We start from the raw sequence: 21,067 nt of genomic DNA, 5'->3' as shown, positions 1-21,067 counted from the left end.
GCACCGTAGGACGGTGCGGGGCTCCGGAGGGCTGAAGCGGGCGGCCGTGGCCGGCCGGTTCCTAGTACCAGTGGTTGGCCTGCCAGAACGACCAGGCGCCACAGGGGCTGCCGTAGCGGTCGTTCATGTAGTTCAGGCCCCACTTGATCTGGGTGGCCGGGTTGGTCTGCCAGTCGGCGCCGGCGGAGGCCATCTTGGAGCCCGGGAGCGCCTGGACGAGGCCGTACGCGCCGGAGGAGGGGTTCGTCGCGCGGTAGTTCCAGGTGGACTCGTGGTCCACGATGTTGCTGAAGCACTGGAACTGGTCGCCCGGCACCATCTGACGGGCCATCGCCTGGACCTCGGCGACGCTGTAGGAGCCCTTCGCCGCGAAGCTGGAGGCGTCGCGCACGGCGGACCGGCTGGCGCGCTCCTCGGCCTTCTCGGCCTCCTCGGCCTTCTTCTTCTCGGCCGCCGCCGCGCGCTCGCGCTCGGCCTTCTCCTCGGCGGCTTCCTTCTTGGCCTGGGCGTCCTTGGCGGCCTGGATGCGGGCGGCCTCCTCGGCGGACTTCTGCGCGGCCGAGTCGGCGGCCGCGGCCTGCGCCTCGGCCTGCTGCGTCAACGACGAGACCTGCACCTGGGCCTGCTGGCCCATGGGGATGTCCGCCAGGAGCGTGGTGTCGGCGGCGGTCGCCTCGAAGTTGTCGTTCGAGGTCTGGGTGTTGCCCGAGGCGACACCGACGACGGCGCCGACAGTGGTGACCGCGGTGGCCGACGCCACCGCGAATCCCCGGACCGAGATCCGGCTCACACGGTTTCCTTCCAGCATCGCCCGCACAGGTGACCTCGCGGGCGCGATCGTGCCCCTGACACTGGTCCCCCCACAGCTGGGTCACGGGGAACACGGGCCCGGTGGGCGACTCCCGTACGGGAGCGCCGCGTGGTGCTCGGGCGGCATACGGCGGACAGGTCTTGAGTTGTGTGGTGCCGCACCCCTGAGGATGCGGGTGTGCCGTATGCGGGGCCTGACGGAAGCAAGACTCTGCCGGAACCGGACGCCGCAAGGCAATTATTCGTTGCGTGTGAAAGCTCACACCCCTTGCGTCCCGGGAGTTTTGGGGAAAGGGGCGGACAGCGCGGCGCCGCCCGGCTACGCTCTCGCGCTTCGCCGGGCGGCGCCAACCCCCATGTCGGACTTGGTGAGTGAGATCCGTCAGATCTGCCCGTCCTCCAGCATTTCGGTCACGAGCGCGGCGATCCGGGAGCGCTCGGAGCGGGTGAGGGTGACATGCGCGAACAGCGGATGCCCCTTCAGTTTCTCGACGACGGCGACGACTCCGTCGTACCGACCGACCCGCAGGTTGTCGCGCTGGGCGACGTCATGGGTCAGCACCACCCTGGAATTCGACCCGATACGGGACAACACGGTCAGCAGCACATTGCGTTCCAGGGACTGGGCCTCGTCCACGATGACGAACGCGTCGTGCAGCGAGCGGCCCCGGATGTGGGTGAGCGGCAGCACCTCCAGCATGCCGCGGCCGAGCACCTCCTCGATGACCTCGCGGCTCGCCACCGCCGACAGCGTGTCGAAGACCGCCTGCGCCCAGGGGCTCATCTTCTCGGCCTCGGTGCCGGGCAGGTAGCCGAGCTCCTGACCGCCCACCGCGTACAGCGGCCGGAAGACCATCACCTTCTTGTGCTGTCTGCGCTCCAGGACCGCCTCCAGGCCCGCGCACAGGGCCAGCGCGGACTTGCCGGTGCCCGCCCGGCCGCCCATCGAGACGATGCCGACCTCCGGGTCGAGCAGCAGTTCGAGCGCGATGCGCTGCTCGGCGCTGCGGCCCCGGATGCCGAACGCCTCCCGGTCGCCGCGCACCAGCCGCACATCACCTTCGGCGGTCACCCGGCCGAGCGCCTTGCCCCGCTCGGAATGGAGCACGAGGCCGGTGTGGACGGGCAGTCCGGCGGCCTCCGGGACGTACAGCGTCTCCTGCTCGTACAGCAGGTCCACCTGCTCGGCGGTAAGGCTCATCTCCGACATGCCGGTCCAGCCGGAGTCGGTGATGGCCAGCTCGGCGCGGTACTCCTCGGCCAGCAGGCCGACGGAGGACGCCTTGATCCGCAGGGGCAGGTCCTTGGACACGACGGTGACGTCGTACCCCTCGGCCTGGAGGTTGCGCGCGACCGCGAGGATCCGCGAGTCGTTGTCCCCGAGGCGGTAGCCGGCCGGCAGCACGCCGGGATCCGAGTGGTTGAGCTCCACACGCAGGGTCCCGCCGAGCTCCCCGATGGGCAGCGGGGCGTCGAGGCGGCCGTAGCGGAGACGGAAGTCGTCCAGCAGGCGCAGCGCCTGGCGGGCGAAGTAACCGAGCTCCGGGTGGTGCCTCTTGGCCTCCAGTTCCGTGACCACGACCACCGGGAGCACGACTTCGTGTTCCTCGAAACGGGCCATGGCGCTCGGGTCGGCCAGCAGGACGCTGGTGTCGAGGACGTAGGTGCGCCTGTCGTTGAGGCGGCGCTTAGTGCTGTTCACCACGGAAGGACGAACCCCCTCGTGTATCGGGGCGCGACTGCGACGGCGTCGCGGGGGATGGGGCCGGGACCTGGCCACGATGCGCGGGCCGGACGCCGGCCCTCCGCGTCGTCCGTACACGTCCTGCACGGTCTTCCTGGGTGCAAAGGGCCTCCCGGGCGAGCGGACTGACGCGCCGCTCACTCTGCAGGGGGTATGCCCGCGAAGACGCGCGACCATGCCATGGCATATGACGACGCGTCGGTGAACAGCGGGTGACGGGTCCGGAGGGCCCACCCGTGACCCGCCGGGGCCTGCTGGCGGGAGGCGCCGTCAGGTTCCGTAGCGGCGGTGGCGGGCCGCGTAGTCGCGCAGGGCGCGCAGGAAGTCGACCTTGCGGAAGGCCGGCCAGTGGACCTCGCAGAAGTAGTACTCCGAGTGGGCGCTCTGCCAGAGCATGAAGCCGGACAGGCGCTGTTCGCCACTGGTGCGGATCACCAGGTCCGGGTCGGGCTGGCCGCGCGTGTACAGGTGCTCGGAGATGTGTTCGACGTCCACGATCTCGGCGAGCTCCTCGAAGCTCGTGCCCTTCTTGGCGTGCTCCAGGAGCAGTGAGCGGACGGCGTCGGCGATCTCCTGCCGGCCGCCGTAGCCGACGGCGACGTTGACCAGTATCCCGGTGTTGTCGGCGGTGGCCTGCTCGGCCTCCTTCAGCACCGCCTGGGTGCGGGCGGGCAGCAGGTCCAGCGTGCCGACGTGGTGGACCCGCCAGCGCCCGTCGGCGGCCAGGGCGCGGACCGCGCCCTCGATGATGCCGAGCAGCGGCACCAGCTGCTCCTCGGGCCGGTTGAGGTTGTCGGTGGACAGCATCCAGAGGGTGACCACCTCGACGTCCGTCTCGGCGCACCAGCCCAGCAGCTCCTGGATCTTGCTCGCGCCCGCCTTGTGGCCCTGCTCGGGAGTGCCGCCGGACGCCTTGGCCCAGCGCCGGTTGCCGTCGAGGATGACGCCGATGTGCTTGGGCACCTGGGCGTGATCGAGGCGGCCCTCCACCCGGCGTGCGTAGAGCCGGTACACCAGGTCGCGCAAGTTCACCGATCTCACCTCTCGATTCCGTACGGGCTCGCACGTCCCGGGAAGCAGGGGTACGGCGTCGGCCCTGGGGCTGCGGCGCGGCCCGACCCGTCGGGCGCCGCGCGGTCCCCGAAGCCGCCACATTACTGCGCGGGGGTCACGGCGGCCCAACCCGGCCCGTCACAAGTACGTGATAGGGAGGGAGGCGTGACTGATTCCCCCCTGTACCGCGCGGCAGACGACCGCTACGACTCCATGGAGTACCGCCGCACCGGCCGCAGCGGCCTGAAGCTGCCCGCCGTCTCGCTGGGCCTGTGGCACAACTTCGGCGACGACCGCACCCTCACGTCCCAGCGGGAGATCCTGCGCCGCGCCTTCGATCTCGGCGTGACCCACTTCGACCTGGCGAACAACTACGGTCCGCCCCCGGGGTCGGCGGAGCTGAACTTCGGCAAGATCTTCGCCCAGGACTTCACGCCGTACCGGGACGAGCTGGTCATCTCCACCAAAGCGGGTTACCTGATGCATCCCGGCCCGTACGGCGAGTGGGGTTCCCGCAAGTACCTGCTGTCCTCGCTCGACGCCTCGCTGAAGCGGACGGGCCTGGATTACGTCGACATCTTCTACTCGCACCGCTTCGACCGGAACACCCCGCTGGAGGAGACGATGGGGGCCCTGGCCTCCGCCGTGCAGCAGGGCAAGGCGCTGTACGTGGGGGTCTCCTCCTACAGCAGCGAGCAGACCGCCGAGGCGGCCGGGCTGCTCAGGGAGATGGGCGTACCGGCCCTGATCCACCAGCCGTCGTACTCGATGATCAACCGGTGGACCGAGGAGGACGCGCTCCTGGACACCCTGGAGACGGCCGGCATGGGGTGCATCGCCTTCGCGCCGCTGGCCCAGGGCCTGCTGACCAACAAGTACCTCAAGGGCGTCCCGGAGGGCTCGCGGGCCACCCAGGGCAAGTCCCTCGACCCGGACCTGCTCTCCGAGGACGTGGTGCGCCGGCTGAACGGCCTGGCCGGCATCGCCGAGCGGCGCGGGCAGTCCCTGGCGCAGCTGGCGCTGACCTGGGTGCTGCGCGACGAGCGGATGACCTCCGCGCTGATCGGCGCGTCCAGTGTGCGCCAGCTGGAGGAGAACCTCGCGGCCCTCGCCGGGGCGCCGCTGACGGACGAGGAGCTGACGGAGATCGACTCCTACGCGGTGGACACCGCCGGCACCAACATCTGGGCCGCGCGGAGCTGACCGGGCGCGGCGGGCAGAGAAAACGGGCCGGTCCGTGGGGGGGATACGGACCGGCCCGAGGGGGGGTTTCCACCATAACCCTTCGTAAGTGCTGCCGCGTGCCACGACAGGCCGCGACCACGCTCCGATACCTTCCGGGAGTCCCGGGCCGCGCCGGGAACGCCGGATCGGGGCACGTCGCCGCACCTGGGCGGGGTGCGGGCAAGCGGTCGCGCCGCTCCGGCCGGCCGCCCCCGCACCCCAGCCGTACCCCCGAAGAGGGACCCCGGCCCGGTGTCGCCGGGTTGACGCTCACACCGGCGTGGTCCGTTCGCGGGACACGATCTGCTCCATGTAGCTGTCGCCCCACTCGCCCAGCGGCAGCAGCGCGGCGTTCAGCGCCCGGCCGAGGCCGGTCAGCGAGTACTCGACGCGCGGCGGGACCTCCCGGTACACCTCGCGGTGCACCACCCCGTCGGTCGCCAGCTCGCGCAGCTGCTGGACGAGCATCTTCTCGCTCACCCCCGGCACCCGCCGCCGCAGCTCCCCGAACCGCAGCGTGCCGTGGACGTGCAGCTCCCAGATGATGAACGGCTTCCACTTGCCGCCGACCACGTCCACGGCCGCGTCGAGACCGCAGGTGTACGACGTCTTGTCCTTGGCCACCGGCCAACTCCTCCCACCCCGACAACACTTGCCGGATCGACAGTACGGCAGGCCGGGCGGGGTACGGGGCCGGGCACGGCGACCGGGACCCGGGTACGGGGGGCGTGGCCGGCGGCGGGCGGGGCGTGGTCAGCGGCGGGCGGGGCGGGCGAGCCGGAGCAGGGTGATGCCGTCGCGCTGGGCGACCTTCCGGTAGCCGTGGAGCCGCTGCGCGGCGGCCAGCTCGGCTTCCTGCTGGCGGCCGGGGTAGGGCCAGTGGCCGGTCCGGTACGGCCACGCCTCGGGTGGGTGGCGGTCGTGGACGATCCACTCGGCGGTGGGCCGGGGCAGGCGCTTGTTGTCGTACTCGTACAGCTTCCCGGCCACCGGGAAGGTCGGGAACACGACGACCGTGCAGCGGGAGGTCAGCTGCGGGACCAGGCGGTTGGACGCGGCGACGGTCGCGCCGTCCGGGATCCGGGCGAGCAGGGCGCGGGCCGCCTGGATGTGCCCGGTGGTGCGCCAGGTGGCCCGCTGGGCCACCTGCGCGAGCGGGAAGGACGGCAGCATCACCAGCGTCACGGCGAGCACGGTGGCGAGTGAGGCGCGGACGTGGCGGGCGCCGAGCGCGTGGTCGTGGCGCCGCCAGACGGTGAGGGCGTCGATCAGTCCGGCGGAGACGACCGGCATCAGCACGGCGCTGTAGTGGAAGGCCGTACCCCAGTGGAAGGAGTTCTCCGACAGCATCCGCCAGGCGAGTGTGGGCACGGCGATCAGGGAGAGCGGTGAACGCAGCGCGAGCAGCGCGGACGGGGCGAAGACCAGGACCAGGGTCATGGCCTTGATGTCGGGCCGCAGCGCGTCCAGCGGGGCGTGGGCGAGGGTGGCCAGCAGGGAACCGTGGCCGCCGGTGAGGTTGTCGCCGTGCGCGTACGCCCCGCCGGGGTGGAACGCCGGCAGCAGCAGCCTGACCTCGATCAACGACCCGGCGACCCCGGCGACGGCGGTGGCGGCGCCGAGCCGGCGCGGGCCCTTGAGGGCGATGTACGCGCCGACGGCGGCCAGGGTCAGGCCCAGGTCCTCCTTGACGAGCAGCAGGGGAGCGGCCCAGGCCACGGCGGGGCGCCAGCGCCGGTGGGCCAGGGCTTCGAGGGCGAAGGCGAGCAGCGGTACGGCCAGGGCCACTTCGTGGAAGTCGAAGGCGGCGGCGGACGCGATGCCCCAGCTCAGCCCGTACCCGGCGGCGACGGCGTGCGCGGAGCGGGGGCCGAGCGCGCGGGCGGCCCAGCGGGCCAGTGGGACGACGGCGACGGCGAGCAGCGCCGACTGGGCGGTGAGCAGGCACAGCGGGGACGGCCAGAGCCGGTAGAGGGGAGCCAGGGCCGCGAGGAGCGGATGGAAGTGGTCACCGAGCAGATGGAAGCCCTCGCCGCGCAACGGGACCACGGGGGCGCGCAGTTCGGCGTAGGCGCGTACCGCCTGGTCGAAGATGCCCAGGTCGTAACCGGTGGTGCGCATCAGCAGATGGCGGCGCACGGCGACCGTCGCGTACAGCGCGAAGAGCGCCGCGGCCCACCCCCAGGGGAGGAGGGCGGTGGGCGGGCGGAGCACCGCGCCGAAGCCGAGCGCTCCTCGCAGGCGCAGGGCGGGTGTCCGGGGGTCGGATGTCGGGTCGCCGGATGCCCGGTCTCCGGGTGGGGCGGTGGTGGTGCCGGCGGGGTGCGGGGCCTGGGTGGAGGCGGGCAGGGCCACCCGCCCCCCTTGATCCTCATTGTCAGCAAATGTCCGCATGTGCCCGCATGCTAGGGCGCCAACGACCGGCCCCGGCTGAGGTGGCGGCCCGTGGTGCTGTCGGTCCGGCTCACGCTCGGGCCGCCGCAGCGCCGAGCAGCACCCCGGCCAGCGCTCCGCCGATCATGAACGGTCCGAACGGGATCGCGCTCCTGCGGTTCGCCCGGCCCGAGAGGATCAGCCCCACCCCGTACACCGCCCCGAACAGGAAGCCCGCGAAAGCGCCCGCCAGCAGGGTCCGCCAGCCGTACCAGCCGAGCACGACGCCCAGGGAGAGGGCGAGCTTCACATCACCGAAGCCCAGGCCGCTGGGGTTGACGAGGAACAGCGCGAAGTATCCGGCCCCGAGCGTCAGCCCGCCCAGCAGTGCCGACGGCCAGGTTCCCGCGTGTCCGGGCAGCAGCGCGGCCACCCCCAGAAGACCGGCCGCGGCACCGGCCAGCGGCAGCGTCACCTGGTCGGGCAACCGGTGGACACCCAGGTCGACCAGGGCCAGCAGGACCGCGAACGGTGTGAGCAGCAGCCACACCGCGAGCTCCGGGCGCGGCCCGGTGGCGAGGGCGAGCCCGGCACAGGCCAGGGCGGTCACGGCCGGGACGGCCCGGGAGGGGAGGAGGTGGACGGCGGGCGGCGGCGCGGCGCTCCGCCGGGAGGGCTTCGGGGGCGCGGCGGACGCGCGGGGAGGCGCCGAAGGTGCGGTGTCCCCGCGGGTGGGCGCTGGCGGCACGGTGTCCCCGCGGGTGGGCGGCGGCACGGTGTCCCCGCGGGTGGGCGGCGGCACGGTGTCCCCGCGGGTGGGCGGCGGCACGGTGTCCCCGCGGGTGGGGGACGCGGAAGCCGTGCCGTCCGGTGTCGTGGCGTGGGCACCCCGTGGGGCACCCGCGCAGGGCCGGCAGCGGGCGGCGCCCAGCCAGCCGCGCGCGGGGCCAGTGAGCGGGTGCCCTCCGGAGCAGGTGCTCCGCCACGCCTGTTCGGGCTCGACGGTCAACCGGTACGCGGGGCGCGGCACGAGCAGCCCGGTGACGGCGCCCCACAGGGCGGCGGCGGCGATCAGCGTGGCGTACACGCCGCCGACCCTAGGACGGTGCGGCGCCCCCGTCATGGGCCCAGGGGCCCACTTCCACCCGGTCCGGGCCCACGGCGGCGCCCCGCGCGCTACGGTCGTCGCCCGGGAGGGGAGACGTCCATGGGGGTCAGGCGGAGATGGCGCGACGGCACCGGTCTGCTGGCCGTCCCCGCGCTGGACGTGCCGGTGCGGCTGGAGATCGCCGCCTCCTACGGCACCCGCCGGCGGGGGCTGCTGGGGCGGGACGGCCTCGACGGCGCGCTGCTCCTGAGCCCGTGCAACAGCGTGCACACCTTCCGGATGCGGTTCGCCATCGACGTGGCGTACCTGGACCGCCGGCTGCGGGTGCTGGACGTGGTGACGATGCCACCGGGCCGGCTCGGTATGCCCCGGCCGCGCGCCCGACATGTGCTGGAGGCGGCGGCGGGCGCGGCGGCGGACTGGGGCGTGCGGCCGGGCGTGTGTCTCGGGATCACGGCGGACCCGACCCCAGCAGGGTGAACGCCCCGTACGCCCCCGAGGCCAGCGCCAGCGCGGCCAGCACCCCGGCCAGCGCGCGGTTCCGCAGCCGCGCCAGGGCCACCGCCGCCGGGAGCAGGAGCGGGAAGGCGGGCATCAGCAGGCGCGGCCGGGAACCGAAGTAGGCGGCACCGACCAGGGAGACGACGACGACGGCCAGGCAGTACCCGAGCACGGGCAGCGGCTGGCGCTGCCTGACGCACAGCCACACCACCCAGCCGAGCAGCGCGAGCAGCGCGCACAGGCCCAGCCCGGCCGCCGGGTTCGGCCCGGTGAGCTGCTCCGCCACGAACCGGGCCAGCGCCGCACCGCCGTCGACACTGTTGCCCCAGCCGGCCTGTACGTCGAAGTACGCGGTGGCGCCGCCTTCGCGCACGGCCACGAACACCACGTACCCCAGCCAGCCCAGCGGCGCGAGCAGCACACCGGCGGCCAGGCGCGCGGGCACCCGGCGTTCCCGTACCACCGCCACCACCGCCGTGACGCCGAGCGCGGCGACGAGCGCGGCGGCCGACGGCCGGGTGAGTCCCGCCAGGACGCACAGGGCACCGGCCCAGACCCACCGGCCGCGCAGCACGGCGTACAGCGACCAGGCGGCGAGCGCGGTGAAGAGGGCCTCCGTGTACGCCATCGACTGCACGAACGCCGTGGGGTGGACGCCCCACAGCACCGCCAGCACGATCCCGGCCCGCCGCCCCGCCACCTGGGCGCCGACGGCGTGGATGCCCCACGCGGCGGCGAGCGAGGAGACCCAGGCCACCAGCAGCCCGGCGGTCGCGGCGTCGACGCCCAGCAGCTCGGACCCGCCGCGCTCCAGTGCCGGCAGCAGCGGGAAGAACGCCAGGTCGGAGTGGACGCCGCCACCGGGGAGGCGGACCTCGTGGCCGTACCCGTGCTCGGCGATCCGGGCGTACCAGACGGCGTCCCAACGGCCCTTGAGCCGGTGCGGCCCGTCCTCCCCGGCCACGGCGGCGGCCACCGCGAAGACCGCCATGCCCACCACCCGCACCGCCGCGTAGCCCCAGAGCGCGGGGGCGGCGTCCCTCAGCGCGGCTGCCGCGTCCCTCAGCACCGCTGCCGCGTCCCTCGCCGTGGCGGTCGCGTCCGTCGGCGTGGCTGCCGCGTCCGTCGGCGCGTGGGCGCGGGGTCGGTGGTCGGGCTGCCGGGACATGCGGTCGATTATGGCGCCGGCCGTCCCGGCGGTTTCACAGTTTGGGCCGGTCCATGGGGCGGGGCAGCGGTTCCAGGGCGCCGGTCGCTCGCAGGTGCCGGTTCGCCTCGACGACCTCCTGGACCCCGGCGGCGGAGAGGTCCAGCAACACGCCGCCGTGGTCCGTTGGGTGCGCCGTCATGGGCAGCGGGAGGTCAGCGGCGGCCAGCAGGGCGGCACGGCGCGCGGAGAGGTAACCGGCCCAGCCGGCACAGGGCTGCCCGGGGACACGGCCATCGTCCTCCAGGGCGAGTTGCAGCTCGGTTCCGGTGACCTCGCCCCAGTCCACGTCCCAGGTCTCGGCGACGGCGCGCAGAATGTCGGCGTACGGGAGCGCGGGGCCGCCGTCCGGCACGGTGATGGTCAACACCACGCTCATCGGCAGGTGGTCCGACACCCCTCCCCCGGTGCCGTTGACGCCGACCCGGGCCGGGCACCCGGCCGGCGTGGACAGCGCCAGGGCCAGGCCCTTCTGATCCGACCAGTCGTCACCGGCGCCGTCCTTCAGCAGGTAACCGGCCAGGGCGCCGTGCTCGATCCGCACGGGGGTGTCCCGGCCGGTGTCCGTGCCGGTGCCCGGCACCCCCTGCCAGGTGCCGAAGACGGTCGCGTCGATGTCCCGGAGCCTCGCCAGAAGGGCGCTCCAGCGGACGGCGAGCTCCCGCTCCGACTCCCGCCTGGGCCCCCAGAAGCCCCGTACGACTCGCCTCATGACGTCTCCTCCGTCCGGCCGGGCCGGTGTGTCCGTGCTCCGTGCGGGCCCGTGCGGTCGCTCCTCGCTCCGGCCGCCCGAGGGCCCTCCGGTCCGTGGCCCGAGCGGTCCGAGCGGTCCGAGCGGTCCGAGCGGTCCGAGCGGTCCGAGCGGTCCGAGCGGTCCGTGGGCATCCTAGGCACCCGGCTTCCTCGGGCCGGAGAGCGGCAGCTTCTGCGGCGTGTGGACCACCTTGACGGGCAGGTCCGCGTCGAGGAACGCCAGCCGGGCCGCCCGGGCCACCCGCGGGTCGGAGAAGTGCCATTCGATCGCCGCGCCCCGCGCGGCGGCCACCTGGCCGCGCGCCTCGGCCAGGAACCTGGCCTTGCCCGACTCGGTCAGCTCCGGCACCGGCCGCCCGTCCTGTCTGACCAGGTGGCTGTCGTAGCCGAGCTTGGCCTCCAGGAACGTCCGCCGGTCGGCGTCCCAGCCGTCGAACTCGACCGCCCGCCTCCCCGGCTCGGGATGCGGAACGACGTACTCCCTGCCACGGACGACGCCACTGATCTGCTCCTGGTAGCGCAGCCACGCCTCGTTGCGCCAGGTCGGCTCGGCGTTGCGGTCGCGGGACGCCCACTGTCCACCGCCCTTGTCGGCGTCCCCGAGGACGGGGTCCTTGAGCTCCCCGGCCCACTCGGGCGGGGTGTAGTTGCGGGGGTCGTCACCGTCGCCGGGCCTGGGCGGCGGCCACTGCGTGGCTCCGTCGCGCTTCTTCCTGGCGTCCGCGACGGCGCGCTCGGCGGCGTCCGCCTCGCGGTCCGCCTCTTCGGCGGCCTGCGCGCTGTCCGGGTCGTCGCCCTCGCACTTCCCGGTGAGCAGCCGGACGGGGACGGAGGCGGACGGCGCCGCCAGGACGCCGGTGCCGGTACCCGGGACGGCGAAACCGCTGCCCGGGCCCGGGTCTGGGGTGTTCGGGGTGGGCCGGCGGACCCCCGAGCCGAGCACGCAGCCCGCCAGGCCGGCCTTCCGGGCCGCCTCGTCGGCATGCCGCCGCGCCTGTGCGGCGGCCTTCTCGGCGGTGGGGACGTCACCGGCGTCTGCGGCCCTGCGGGCCCTGGCCGCCGCTTCGGACGCCTTCCGGGCGAGTTCGCCGAGCTCCCCCGACTTCTCGAGTCGGCCGAGCTTGCCGAGCTTTCCGAGTTTCCCGGCCAGCCTGGCCTCGCCGTAACCGGGGATGAACAGGGACCCGACGTTCCAGAGGACCGCTCCGACGGCCTGGCCCTCGTCACCGCGGTCCCACATGTCGCGGACGTCGTCGCCGAGGAGGACGTCGTCCAGGACGGTGACGCCCGTGTGCACGGATGCCTCGCCCCAGTCCCGGACCGCGCCGAGGTAGTCGCCGTCGGCCCACTTCCCGGCGGCACCGGCGGCGTCCCCGAGCCACTGCCCGCCCAGGCCCTTGCCGTACTCCTTGATCCCCTCCCATGCCTTGCCGGGGTTGAGGACCGTCTCGAACGTCCCGGTGATGTCACCCCAGAGGCCGTCCTTGAGCACGCCCTCGAAGAACCCGCCGACCTGCCGGGCACCGCAGGAGAGGAAAGCACCGACACCGGAGGTGCAGCCCTCGCCTCCCCCGCCACCGCCGTCGCCATCACCGCCGTCGCCATCACCGCCGCCGTCATCGCCGCCGTCGCTCGGTGCCCGCTGGGCGTCGTCGCCGGCCGGGGCGTCGGGAGCCGGGACGGCAGGAGCCGGGGCGTCAGGGGCCGGGGCCTGCGGGCCCGTCTCCGTACCTGCCGGGCCCTCCCCCGGCTGGACGCCACCGCCCGCCTCGGTGTCCGAGCCGTGGTCACCGCCGCTACCCGCCGTCTGGCAGCCGGCACCCACGACGGCACACACGGCCGCCCGGAGCCCGCCGACCACCTGCCCGCCCACACCGGACACGACCAACGCCCCGATGAGGGCGGCGACGAGCAGCACGAGGCCCACGTACTCCGTGGTCGTCTGCCCGCCCTGCGTCCGCCACCTGGTCATCCGCGCGAGCCGGAACGGCCGGTGCCCGGCTCGCCGCTCGCCCGGCAGCAGAAACCACTCGCGCGACGAACGCCGACACAGCAGCACGACCACCAGGACCGGGACCACCGACTGGGGGACGCCCCGGTCGCCGCCGTCGGCCAGCGTCCCCAGGGCGCCGGCGATGAACCAGCCCTGCGTGGCGAGCAGCGACCGCCGTACCCGCACGCCACCGGTCCGCAGCCGGCGGGCGAGCAGGAAACCCGCCGTGCCGGGCGCCGCCCCGTACAGCACCCAGGCGAGGAGCTCCCCGTCCACACCGTCGAGCGACGCGGCGAGCAGGAGCACCCCGGCGGCGCCGAGCACCGTGACGCCGAAGACGGCCCGCACCAGGACCAGTACGGCCTGAAGCGCCCTCGGCACCGACCGCCGGTCCGCGTCAACGCCTGGGCCGTGCACCCCTGTTGGTGACATGCCATGACGCTAGGCGGCGACCGGGCCCCGGGTCTTGGGCCCCAGGGCCCAACCGGGGCCGGCCGGTGGCCGGTGGGCTCAGCCGCGTGGGAAGGAGACCTCCACCCGGCGATTCTTCTTGCGGCCTTCCTCCGTGCTGTTGTCCGCGATCGGGTACTGCTCGCCGTAGCCACGGATCTCGTACATGACACCGGCCGAGGCCAGCAGTCCGGACAGCACCCGGTGCACGGCGTCGGCACGCTGCTTGGACAGCACGTCACCGTGGGCGGCCGAACCGAGGTTGTCGGTGAAGCCGAAGACGCGGACCTTGGTGGCGTTCTGCTTCTTGATCTCCTCGGCGATCGTGGCGATGCGGGCATTGGCCTGGGAGGTCAGCCTGGCACTGTCCTTGCCGAAGAGGACTTCCGCCTGGAGCGCGAACTTCAGGTTCTGTCCGGTCTCCTCCCGGCGTTCCTCACCGCCCTCGGACTCCACGATGGAAATCAGCGGCAGCACCTTCGCCGCCGCGAGCGTGGCGCCGTCGCGCATCCTGAGCCCGGGGGAGTTCGCGTCCACTTCCGGCGGCGGCAGTGTCGACTCGGTGCCCGGCGGCGTACCCGGCGGTGTCTCATCGGCACGTGCACCGGTGGCACCGGTGAGCTGAAGGCCCGCGAGGAGAACAGCCGCGGCCAGGGCGGTCACGGCGGGGCGCCGTACGGGGGTCCTGCGCTCGTCGCAGGGCGCGGTGGTGCGCATCAGGAGAGCTCGATCGTCGCGACCGGCATCTGCGGGATTTGCACATCGACCTGCGTGGTCGCGGCGGGCGGCGCCGGGAACTGGGCGAACATCGAGATGTTTTCACCGGCCTTCACCGTGGTGATGCCGGTCGTCGTCAATGGGAATCCATCGGTGTCACGCAGTACGTAGTAGCGCTTCTTCTCCGTCTTGTCCAACAACGTCATCCCGGCGAACGACGGACCGGTCTGCTTTACGTTGATTTCCTGGCCACTCCATTGTGGAGGGGCGATCAGCATCTTGCCGGAGGTGTTCTTCAGTGTGCCTGTCACCGTCAGAAATCCACCTTGATCACGTACAGCGGCGTGGATGACGATCTGGAAGCCGGTGCTGCCGTTGATCGTCGCCAGCGTTTGGCTGGTGTCCGGCACTGTGGGCCCGATGTCCACGGGCTTGCCCGGGTCGGGCGGTACTGACGAAGAGCTCCCGGCCTTATCCGGCCGCTTCCCTTCATCAACATTGCCGCCGTCGCCGCCGCAAGCCACGAGCAGTGCTGCCAGCGCCGTAACCGTCACTCCAGCGGCAGCTCTGCGGGCCACCAATCCATACCGATTCATGAGTGCCATTCCTTTGCGTTCCTTCGCGGTCAGTCCTCGGCCAGCCGGACGTCGAAGAGATGGGACGGGTCCGGGAGATCGGTGGGGTCCAGTTCCAGGACGTCACCATCACAGCTCAGAGACCCAGGCGTCGGCGAATCTCCGTCGTCCGGGGCCTCGAAAGTGCATCGTGGTTCGACGACCGCCGTCGCCGTGGCGACGGCGTGCCCTGACTCCGTCCCGGGAAGCACGGTGTCTCCGACCGGGTTCCGCGACTCGACCGTCACGGTGTAGGCCCACCGGTCGAAGTGCCGGACACAGCTCTGCATTCCGGCGTCGTTCTGCTCGGCGTAATAGTTCCCCGCCGTGCAGCCGTCCGGACCTATGAGTTCTCCACCGAAGAGGTCGGTCAGACTGTCCATATCGAGGTAGCTGCTCAGCGGGAGACGATCCCTGGACTCCCGGGCCGCAGCCAGTGCTGCCGCATCCGCCGCCGTCTGAGCACCGTTACGGGCCGCCCCGGCTTGGCCCACCGCGAAGAACGCGAGAGCGAGAAAGAGCAGGCTCGCCACCATGAAGACATACAGTGGCGAAGCCTGCCCCGACTCACGTGCCGTGCGATTGTCCGCTGTCAGCCGCCTACGATCTCGCTGACCCGGGCCAGCAGGCCCGCCGCGATCGTGTCCCCCACGCCCGAACCCACCACCGCCGCGATGATCACCCCGACCAGGATGATGATCCCCACGTACTCGACGGCCCCCTGCCCCCGGTCCCCGCGCCGCCTCAGCGCGGCCGCGGTCGTCTTCGCCCACGTACCCACGTACACCTTGGCCTGGGTCGCGGCCCTCAGCGGGTTGTTCGGCATGGCGGTCTCCTCCGGACGCGTACGGGTCTGTGGCGCCGTCGGCGGGACCGGCCTGCGCCTGCGGGGGGCGGCCGGTCGGGCCGGTCTGGCCGGCGACAGCAGGAACGTACGCCGGGGCGGGTCGTCGCGGCATGGGTCCCAGGGCCCAACCGCGGGCCCAATCGCGGGTGTGGCGGGTGTCAGCCATGGGGCCTCGGTCCTCCCTGGGACAGGCTGTGCCAGAGGGCGATGGCCTGGCCCCGGCTTTCGGTGTTCAGCTTGGCGAAGATGCGGTTGATGTGGTTCTTGACAGTCTTCTGGCTGATGAAGCACGTGGCGGCGATCTGCTGGTTGGTCATGCCCGACGCGATCAGGTCCATCACCTCCACCTCCCGTTGGCTCAGTAAGGAATGTGCCACACCGACTTGCGTACGCGAAGGCCTTTGAGCACATCCGTCCGGCGGGTCGGAGGGGCTACTGGCCGGGAACCTGGCGGCTGTTGGTGGAGGGAACGCCGTGGTGTCGGTCGGTCCGTGTGCGGGTGCAGACGCGTGCTGGTCTCGCAGGGAGGCCAGGAGCGCGCTGGACGCCGTGGGGGTGAAGTGGGCGCGGCCCAGCTTGACGTCGTGGACCGCCGTGACCAGTTGGTCCGCTGTGAATTCGCCATGGACCAGGTAGCCGCCCGCGCCCAGGCGGAGGGCTTCGTGGACGGTCTCGTTCTCCCGGCTGTAGGTGGTCATCAGCACCGGGGCCAGGCGCACCAGGTGGGGCAGGGCCGTGAGGCCGTCGACGCCGGGCATGCGGACGTCCAGCAGGATGACGTCGGGGCGGTGGCGTACCGCCTCCTCGTAGGCCTGGCGTCCGTCGCAGGCCTCGGCGACGACCTCGATGTCCTGGCGGCCGGACAGCAGCGCGCTGAGGCCGGCGCGGACGACGGGGTTGTCGTCGGCGACCACCACCCTCAGGCCCGGGCGGGCGGGGGTGTGCGGGGCCCCGCGGTGTCGCGGGGCGCCGTGTCGCCGGGCGCCGTCGGGTGGGGTGTGCGGCATGGTCGGGCCTCCTTTGGCTGCTGCGGTATCCCGGGGAGCAGGTCGGGCGGGGGGTCCAGGGCCCGTACCGGCAGTTCGAGCCGGACCTCCGTGCCCCTGGTCGCCGGGCCCCGGCCGATGCGGATGCGGGCGCCGATCGACGCGGCCCGCTCGACCATGCCGACCAGGCCGAAGTGGCCGGTGCGGCGCAGTTCGTCCAGGGTGGTGCCGTCGGGCAGGCCGCGCCCGTCGTCGTACACGCTGATCCGCAGCACGTCACCGACCACGCCCGACGACACCTCGACGCGGGTGGCGCGGGCGTGGCGGTGGGCGTTGTCCATGGCTTCCGAGGCGATGGACAGCAGGTGGCGGGCGACCGGGTGCGGCAGCGCGGGGGGCGCGGCGCCGGTGGTCCGGTAGGTGGCCGGCACGCCCTGGCGGCGGGCGAAGTCGGCGGTGCGGGCGGCCAGTTCGGCCGGTACGTCGACGCCGCCGTCCAGTCCGGAGTCCCGGCGCAGGTCGGCGAGGAGCTCGCGGGACTCGGCCGCCGCGCGGCGGGCGGAGCGGGCGACCAGTTCGGCGCGGTGCTTGACGGTGAGCGGGTCCGTGCGGTCGGCCGTTGCGGCCAGGCCGTCGGCGGCGAGGGCGAGCCCGTGCAGGGTCTTGGCCACCGAGTCGTGCATCTCCCGCGCCAGGCGGGCGCGTTCCCGTTCGACGGCGCCGGTGACGGCGAGGCGGGCGCGGGCCTCGGTGAGGGCCTGGCCGGCCGCGCCGAAGCCGATGATCAGCTTGCGCAGGGTGGAGCCGACCGCTCCGGCGATCACGCACAGGCCGGGGAAGAGCAGCGACGCCGGCTCGACCTGGACCTTGGTGCTCACCCCGTACGACAGGAGCAGCAGCAGCGACTGCAGTACGGCGAAGAAGGCGGCGCCGCGCCAGCCGTAGAGGAGCCCGGCGAGCAGGGGTGTGCAGATGGTGACGTAGGCGAGGGTGGACTCGGGGGAGGCGGTGACCAGCAGCAGCGCGCCGAACAGCATGTCGGCGGCCAGTACGGCCGGGTGACGCAGCAGGACACGGCCGAAGCGCTCCCAGTCGCGCAGCAGGACGTAGCTGACCATGAAGGTGACCAGGACGGCCGCGCCGACCAGCCAGGTGCCCAGGCCGGGGGCGGCGCCGTTCAGGGCGAACGGCGAGGCGAGCACGGTCATGGCCAGGCGGAAGCCGAAGACCTGCCGGCCGAGCGCCTGGAGGGCGTTGATCTGGAGCGTCAGCGAGGCGGGCTCGGCGGGTTCTCCGCCGGCACCGCCGGTGAGGACGGGGCGTCCGGGGCTCATCGGGTCACCTCCCTGCCTAGCCGCCGAGGATGTCCGCGAGGTCGACGCCGGAGCCGTAGTAGAAGCTGAGCGCGATGAGGATCATGGTCGCGGGGAGCATCACCATGGTGACGACGAGCGTGGTCTTGGGCACCGCCTTGGCGGCGTTGCGCCGGGCGGTCTGCGCGTCGGTGCGACGCATGTCGTTGGCGATCTGGATGAGGGTGTCGACGATCGGCGCGCCCAGCTCCTCGCCCTGCTGGAGGGCGGTGACGAACATCGACACCTGCTCGGAGGCGTTGCGCTTGCGCAGCTGGTCGAAGGCCTCACGGCGGCTGACGCCCATGTCCATCTGGCGGAGCGTGATGCGCAGTTCGTCGGCCCAGGGGCCGGAGTACTTCTCCGCGACCCGCTCCAGGGCCTGGCGGAAGCCCAGGCCGGCGGAGACGACGACGGCGAGGACGTCGAGGAAGTCGGGCAGGGTGCGTTCGATGTCCTCCCTGCGCCTGCGGATGGCGAGGCGCAGCAGTACGTCGGTCCAGGTCAGCCCGTACAGCAGGATGACGGCGGCGACGACCGGCTGGCCGCGCAGCAGCATGGCGAGGGCGGCGGCCACGCCGAGGAAGCCGTAGACGGCGCGCCGGGCGGCGTACCGGTCGACGGTCATACCGCCGGGGTTGCCGGCCATGTCGAGGCGGCGGCGCAGCGCGTCGACCCGTTTCGCACCCATCATGCGCAGTACGGCCGGGGCGTGGCGCATTCCGAGCCGGTCGATGCCGGAGCCGACGGCGGTGGTGCGGGTGGCCCCGACTTCCAGGGCGAGCGCCAGGTCGCCGGGCAGCCGGGCGTCGGCCCGGTACATGCGGATGCCGTGGAAGGCCCCGTACACGCCCAGTCCGATGACGGCGGCGTAGATCAGTCCCATGGGTGTCGCCTCCTCAGACGCGGACGCGGGACAGGCGGCGGATGAGTACGAAGCCGGCGGCGTACAGGCCGAAGGCGATGACCGAGCCGATCTGGCCGACGGCCGAGCCGGTCATCCGGTCCAGGGCGCCGGGCGACATGCCGTTGATCATGAGCAGGAAGCCGAGCCCCAGCAGCGGCAGGGCGAGGGCCGTGACCTTGACCTGGGAGAGCAGTGTGGTGACCTCGCGCCGGGTCTCCTTGCGCTCGTCCAGGGTGCCGGTGAGGTTGCGCAGGGAGGTGACGACCTGGCCGCCGGCCCGGTTGGAGAGCACCAGGGTGGAGACCAGGACGACGAGTTCCCGGGAGGGGAGCCGGCCGGCCAGGTCACCGAGGGCGTCGTCCAGGCTGTGTCCCACGGCCAGCTGGTCGGCGACCTTGCGCAGTTCCTCGCCGGCCGGGTCGTCGAGTTCCTCGGCGGCCATGGCGATGGCGGTGCGCAGGGCGAGGCCCGCCTGGGTGGCGTTGGCGAGGACCCGGGTGAGCTCGGGGAGCTGGTTGATGAAGGCCTCGGTGCGCTTGCGGCGCTGCCAGTTGAGGAAGGCGTTGGCTCCCCACACGCCGGTGAGGGCGGCCAGGACACCGAAGAAGGGGGCGAAGAGCGCGCCGACGGCGAGGTACACGCCGAGCAGCGCGGCCAGCGCGTACACCGCGTACTCCCCGGGGCTGAGGTCGAGGCCGGTGGCGGCGATCTTGCGCTTGATCCGGCGGCCGGGACCGGTGTCGCGCAGCCGCCGGTCCAGCCGGACGAACCGGCGCCGCCTGCCGTCCGGGCCGGTCCGTCCGGTCTGGGTCATCCGGGCGACCAGGGCCTGCCGCTGCGCCCGGCCGGCGGCGTAGCTGTGCACACCGGCGACGCCGAGGGCGCAGGCGAGCAGGGTGACGCCGAGCGTCAGGAGCGGGAGGTTCACGGGGTCACTTCCATGTCGGTTCCGCGCCGGCGGGCAGGCGCAGGGGCGGGGCGGTGGTTCCCAGGCGCACGGCGAGCTGTTCGTCGGACCCGGCGACGCCGAACGCGGCGGGTACCGCCTCCCCCTTCATGTACAGCCGTTCGGCGACCCGGCGCGGCAGCGGGTGGTGGGCGAAGTGCCCGTACACCCGGCCGTCGGCGGTCATCGGCTCGGCGAGGAAGCGGCAGACGGTGACGATCCGGTACTCCTCACGGCCGTGCGAGTCCACGACGGCGATCTCGGTGATCCGGCGGCTGCCGTCGGCGTGCCGGGTGAGCTGGACGATCACGTCGACCGCGCTGTTGATCTGGTCCTTGATCGCCGCGAACGGGACCTCCACCTCCGACATGGAGCCCAGGGTCTGCAGCCGCATCAGCGCGTCCTCGGCGCTGTTGGCGTGGACGGTGGCCAGTGAGCCGTCGTGGCCGGTGGACATGGCCTGGAGCATGTCGAGCGTCTCGCCGCCCCGCACCTCGCCGACGATGATCCGGTCGGGCCGCATGCGCAGCGAGTTGCGGACCAGGTCGCGGATGGTGACCCGGCCCTTGCCCTCGACGTTGGGCGGGCGCGACTCCAGGGTGATGACGTGCGACTGCTGGAGCTGGAGCTCGGCAGAGTCCTCGATGGTGACGATGCGCTCGCCGTCGGGGATCAGCCCGGACAGGGCGTTGAGCAGGGTGGTCTTGCCGGTGCCGGTGGCACCGGAGACGATCACGTTGAACTTGGCGCGCACCAGACCGGCCAGCAGCAGCACCATGTGCTCGTCCAGGGAGCCCAGGGCGACCATCTCCTGGAGGGTGAAGGCGCGGGGGAAGCGGCGGATGGTGAGGACGGGCCCGCTGAGGGAGAGCGGCGGGATGATGACGTTGACGCGCTCCCCGGAGGGCAGCCGGGCGTCGACCATCGGGTTCGACTCGTCCACCCGGCGGTTGACGGTGGAGACGATGCGTTCGATGGTCTGCATCAGCTGCTCGGTGGAGGAGAACCGCATGGGCAGCCGCTCCAGCCGACCCCGGCGTTCCACGAAGACCTGTTCGGGCCCGTTGACCATGATCTCGCTGATGGAGGCGTCCTCCAGGAGCGGTTCGAGGATGCCCAGGCCCAGGGCCTCGTCCACCACTCGGCGGATGAGCTGGGAACGCTCCGCCGACGACAGCACCGGCCCTTCGCGGCTGATGATGTGGCCGAGGACCCGTTCGAGGCGGGCGCGGCGCTCGGCGGCGGCCAGCGCGGACATCTCCGCGAGGTCGATCTCCGCCAGGAGCTTGACGCGGTAGACGCCGACGAGGTGGTTGTCCTCGCCCTCGCCGTTGACCGGCTCGGGACTGTTGAGGCGGGCCCGCAGGCTCATGTCGTCATCTCCCCATCGAGCGTGGTGCCGTTCGGCGGTTCGGGTTCGGGTCGGGCGGTTCGGGTTCGGGTCGGGCGGTTCGGCGCTTCGGGGCCGGACCGGGGTGACGC

General features: G+C 72.9%; 20 protein-coding genes. 2 read left to right on the top strand and 18 right to left on the bottom strand.

Annotated elements, in window-relative coordinates:
• Positions 1 to 61: 61 nt before the first annotated feature.
• The 3 genes from AB0H53_RS00500 to AB0H53_RS00490 form a co-directional block, all read right to left on the bottom strand.
• A complete protein-coding gene (locus tag AB0H53_RS00500; RefSeq protein ID WP_362104867.1) occupies positions 62 to 790 on the bottom strand; it encodes a transglycosylase SLT domain-containing protein in 729 nt (242 codons plus the stop codon).
• A 402-nt stretch (positions 791 to 1,192) separates the two neighbouring features.
• Complete coding sequence (locus tag AB0H53_RS00495) at positions 1,193 to 2,515, bottom strand: PhoH family protein (RefSeq protein WP_362104864.1); 1,323 nt, start codon at positions 2,513 to 2,515, stop codon at positions 1,193 to 1,195.
• A 309-nt stretch (positions 2,516 to 2,824) separates the two neighbouring features.
• Positions 2,825 to 3,586 (bottom strand): isoprenyl transferase, encoded by a 762-nt coding sequence (locus AB0H53_RS00490; RefSeq protein ID WP_362104861.1) that lies wholly within the window; start codon positions 3,584 to 3,586, stop codon positions 2,825 to 2,827.
• A gap of 186 nt (positions 3,587 to 3,772) precedes the next feature.
• On the opposite strand from AB0H53_RS00490, the gene mgrA reads away from it, so the two are divergent.
• Positions 3,773 to 4,810: an L-glyceraldehyde 3-phosphate reductase gene (gene mgrA, locus AB0H53_RS00485; RefSeq protein WP_362104858.1), complete on the top strand. Its 1,038-nt coding sequence runs from the start codon at positions 3,773 to 3,775 to the stop codon at positions 4,808 to 4,810.
• Between the two features lie 291 nt (positions 4,811 to 5,101).
• Here mgrA and AB0H53_RS00480 read toward each other — a convergent pair whose 3' ends face one another.
• The 3 genes from AB0H53_RS00480 to AB0H53_RS00470 all read right to left on the bottom strand — a co-directional run bounded on the left by AB0H53_RS00480 (position 5,102) and on the right by AB0H53_RS00470 (position 8,291).
• On the bottom strand, positions 5,102 to 5,455 hold the full coding sequence (locus AB0H53_RS00480; protein WP_362104855.1) for a helix-turn-helix domain-containing protein: 354 nt from the start codon (positions 5,453 to 5,455) through the stop codon (positions 5,102 to 5,104).
• Positions 5,456 to 5,584: 129 nt separating this feature from the next.
• Complete coding sequence (locus tag AB0H53_RS00475) at positions 5,585 to 7,225, bottom strand: DUF2079 domain-containing protein (RefSeq protein ID WP_362104852.1); 1,641 nt, start codon at positions 7,223 to 7,225, stop codon at positions 5,585 to 5,587.
• A 70-nt stretch (positions 7,226 to 7,295) separates the two neighbouring features.
• On the bottom strand, positions 7,296 to 8,291 hold the full coding sequence (locus AB0H53_RS00470; protein WP_362104849.1) for a prepilin peptidase: 996 nt from the start codon (positions 8,289 to 8,291) through the stop codon (positions 7,296 to 7,298).
• A 120-nt stretch (positions 8,292 to 8,411) separates the two neighbouring features.
• Between AB0H53_RS00470 and AB0H53_RS00465 the strand changes: the two genes are divergently transcribed.
• A complete protein-coding gene (locus AB0H53_RS00465; RefSeq protein WP_362104846.1) occupies positions 8,412 to 8,792 on the top strand; it encodes a DUF192 domain-containing protein in 381 nt (126 codons plus the stop codon).
• Here the strand turns inward: AB0H53_RS00465 and AB0H53_RS00460 are convergent.
• The 12 genes from AB0H53_RS00460 to AB0H53_RS00405 form a co-directional block, all read right to left on the bottom strand.
• Positions 8,764 to 9,981, bottom strand: coding sequence for a hypothetical protein (locus tag AB0H53_RS00460; protein ID WP_362104843.1), 1,218 nt, complete (start codon positions 9,979 to 9,981; stop codon positions 8,764 to 8,766). The genes AB0H53_RS00465 and AB0H53_RS00460 overlap by 29 nt on opposite strands.
• A 34-nt stretch (positions 9,982 to 10,015) precedes the next feature.
• Complete coding sequence (locus AB0H53_RS00455) at positions 10,016 to 10,732, bottom strand: Imm52 family immunity protein (protein ID WP_362104840.1); 717 nt, start codon at positions 10,730 to 10,732, stop codon at positions 10,016 to 10,018.
• Between the two features lie 174 nt (positions 10,733 to 10,906).
• Positions 10,907 to 13,147 (bottom strand): Tox-REase-5 domain-containing protein, encoded by a 2,241-nt coding sequence (locus tag AB0H53_RS00450; protein ID WP_362104837.1) that lies wholly within the window; start codon positions 13,145 to 13,147, stop codon positions 10,907 to 10,909.
• Between the two features lie 129 nt (positions 13,148 to 13,276).
• Positions 13,277 to 13,933 (bottom strand): OmpA family protein, encoded by a 657-nt coding sequence (locus AB0H53_RS00445; protein ID WP_362104834.1) that lies wholly within the window; start codon positions 13,931 to 13,933, stop codon positions 13,277 to 13,279.
• Positions 13,933 to 14,538 (bottom strand): hypothetical protein, encoded by a 606-nt coding sequence (locus AB0H53_RS00440; protein WP_362104831.1) that lies wholly within the window; start codon positions 14,536 to 14,538, stop codon positions 13,933 to 13,935. The genes AB0H53_RS00445 and AB0H53_RS00440 overlap by 1 nt, the downstream gene beginning before the upstream one ends.
• Before the next feature lie 20 nt (positions 14,539 to 14,558).
• Positions 14,559 to 15,143 carry a pilus assembly protein TadG-related protein gene (locus AB0H53_RS00435; protein ID WP_362105617.1) on the bottom strand — a complete coding sequence of 195 codons (585 nt, stop codon included), beginning with the start codon at positions 15,141 to 15,143 and terminating at the stop codon, positions 14,559 to 14,561.
• On the bottom strand, positions 15,140 to 15,373 hold the full coding sequence (locus AB0H53_RS00430) for a hypothetical protein (RefSeq protein ID WP_362104828.1): 234 nt from the start codon (positions 15,371 to 15,373) through the stop codon (positions 15,140 to 15,142). The genes AB0H53_RS00435 and AB0H53_RS00430 overlap by 4 nt, the downstream gene beginning before the upstream one ends.
• Before the next feature lie 179 nt (positions 15,374 to 15,552).
• On the bottom strand, positions 15,553 to 16,401 hold the full coding sequence (locus AB0H53_RS00425; protein WP_362104825.1) for a response regulator transcription factor: 849 nt from the start codon (positions 16,399 to 16,401) through the stop codon (positions 15,553 to 15,555).
• Entirely contained in the window at positions 16,314 to 17,714 is a 1,401-nt protein-coding gene (locus tag AB0H53_RS00420; protein ID WP_362104822.1) for a histidine kinase, read from the bottom strand. Before AB0H53_RS00420 ends, AB0H53_RS00425 begins: the two co-directional genes overlap by 88 nt.
• Before the next feature lie 16 nt (positions 17,715 to 17,730).
• Positions 17,731 to 18,618, bottom strand: a complete 888-nt coding sequence (locus AB0H53_RS00415; protein ID WP_362104820.1) for a DUF5936 domain-containing protein — start codon at positions 18,616 to 18,618, stop codon at positions 17,731 to 17,733.
• Positions 18,619 to 18,631: 13 nt separating this feature from the next.
• The gene (locus AB0H53_RS00410) at positions 18,632 to 19,567 is read right to left on the bottom strand and encodes a type II secretion system F family protein (protein WP_362104817.1); all 936 of its coding nucleotides are present in this window, start codon (positions 19,565 to 19,567) and stop codon (positions 18,632 to 18,634) included.
• A 4-nt stretch (positions 19,568 to 19,571) separates the two neighbouring features.
• On the bottom strand, positions 19,572 to 20,957 hold the full coding sequence (locus AB0H53_RS00405; RefSeq protein WP_362104814.1) for a CpaF family protein: 1,386 nt from the start codon (positions 20,955 to 20,957) through the stop codon (positions 19,572 to 19,574).
• Between the last annotated feature and the right edge of the window lie 110 nt (positions 20,958 to 21,067).

Origin of the sequence: Streptomyces sp. NPDC050856, from assembly GCF_040653855.1 — a bacterium.
Taxonomy (GTDB): domain Bacteria; phylum Actinomycetota; class Actinomycetes; order Streptomycetales; family Streptomycetaceae; genus Streptomyces.
Note: the sequence above shows the minus strand (reverse complement) of the source record. Positions and strands in the feature narration are given on the sequence as shown.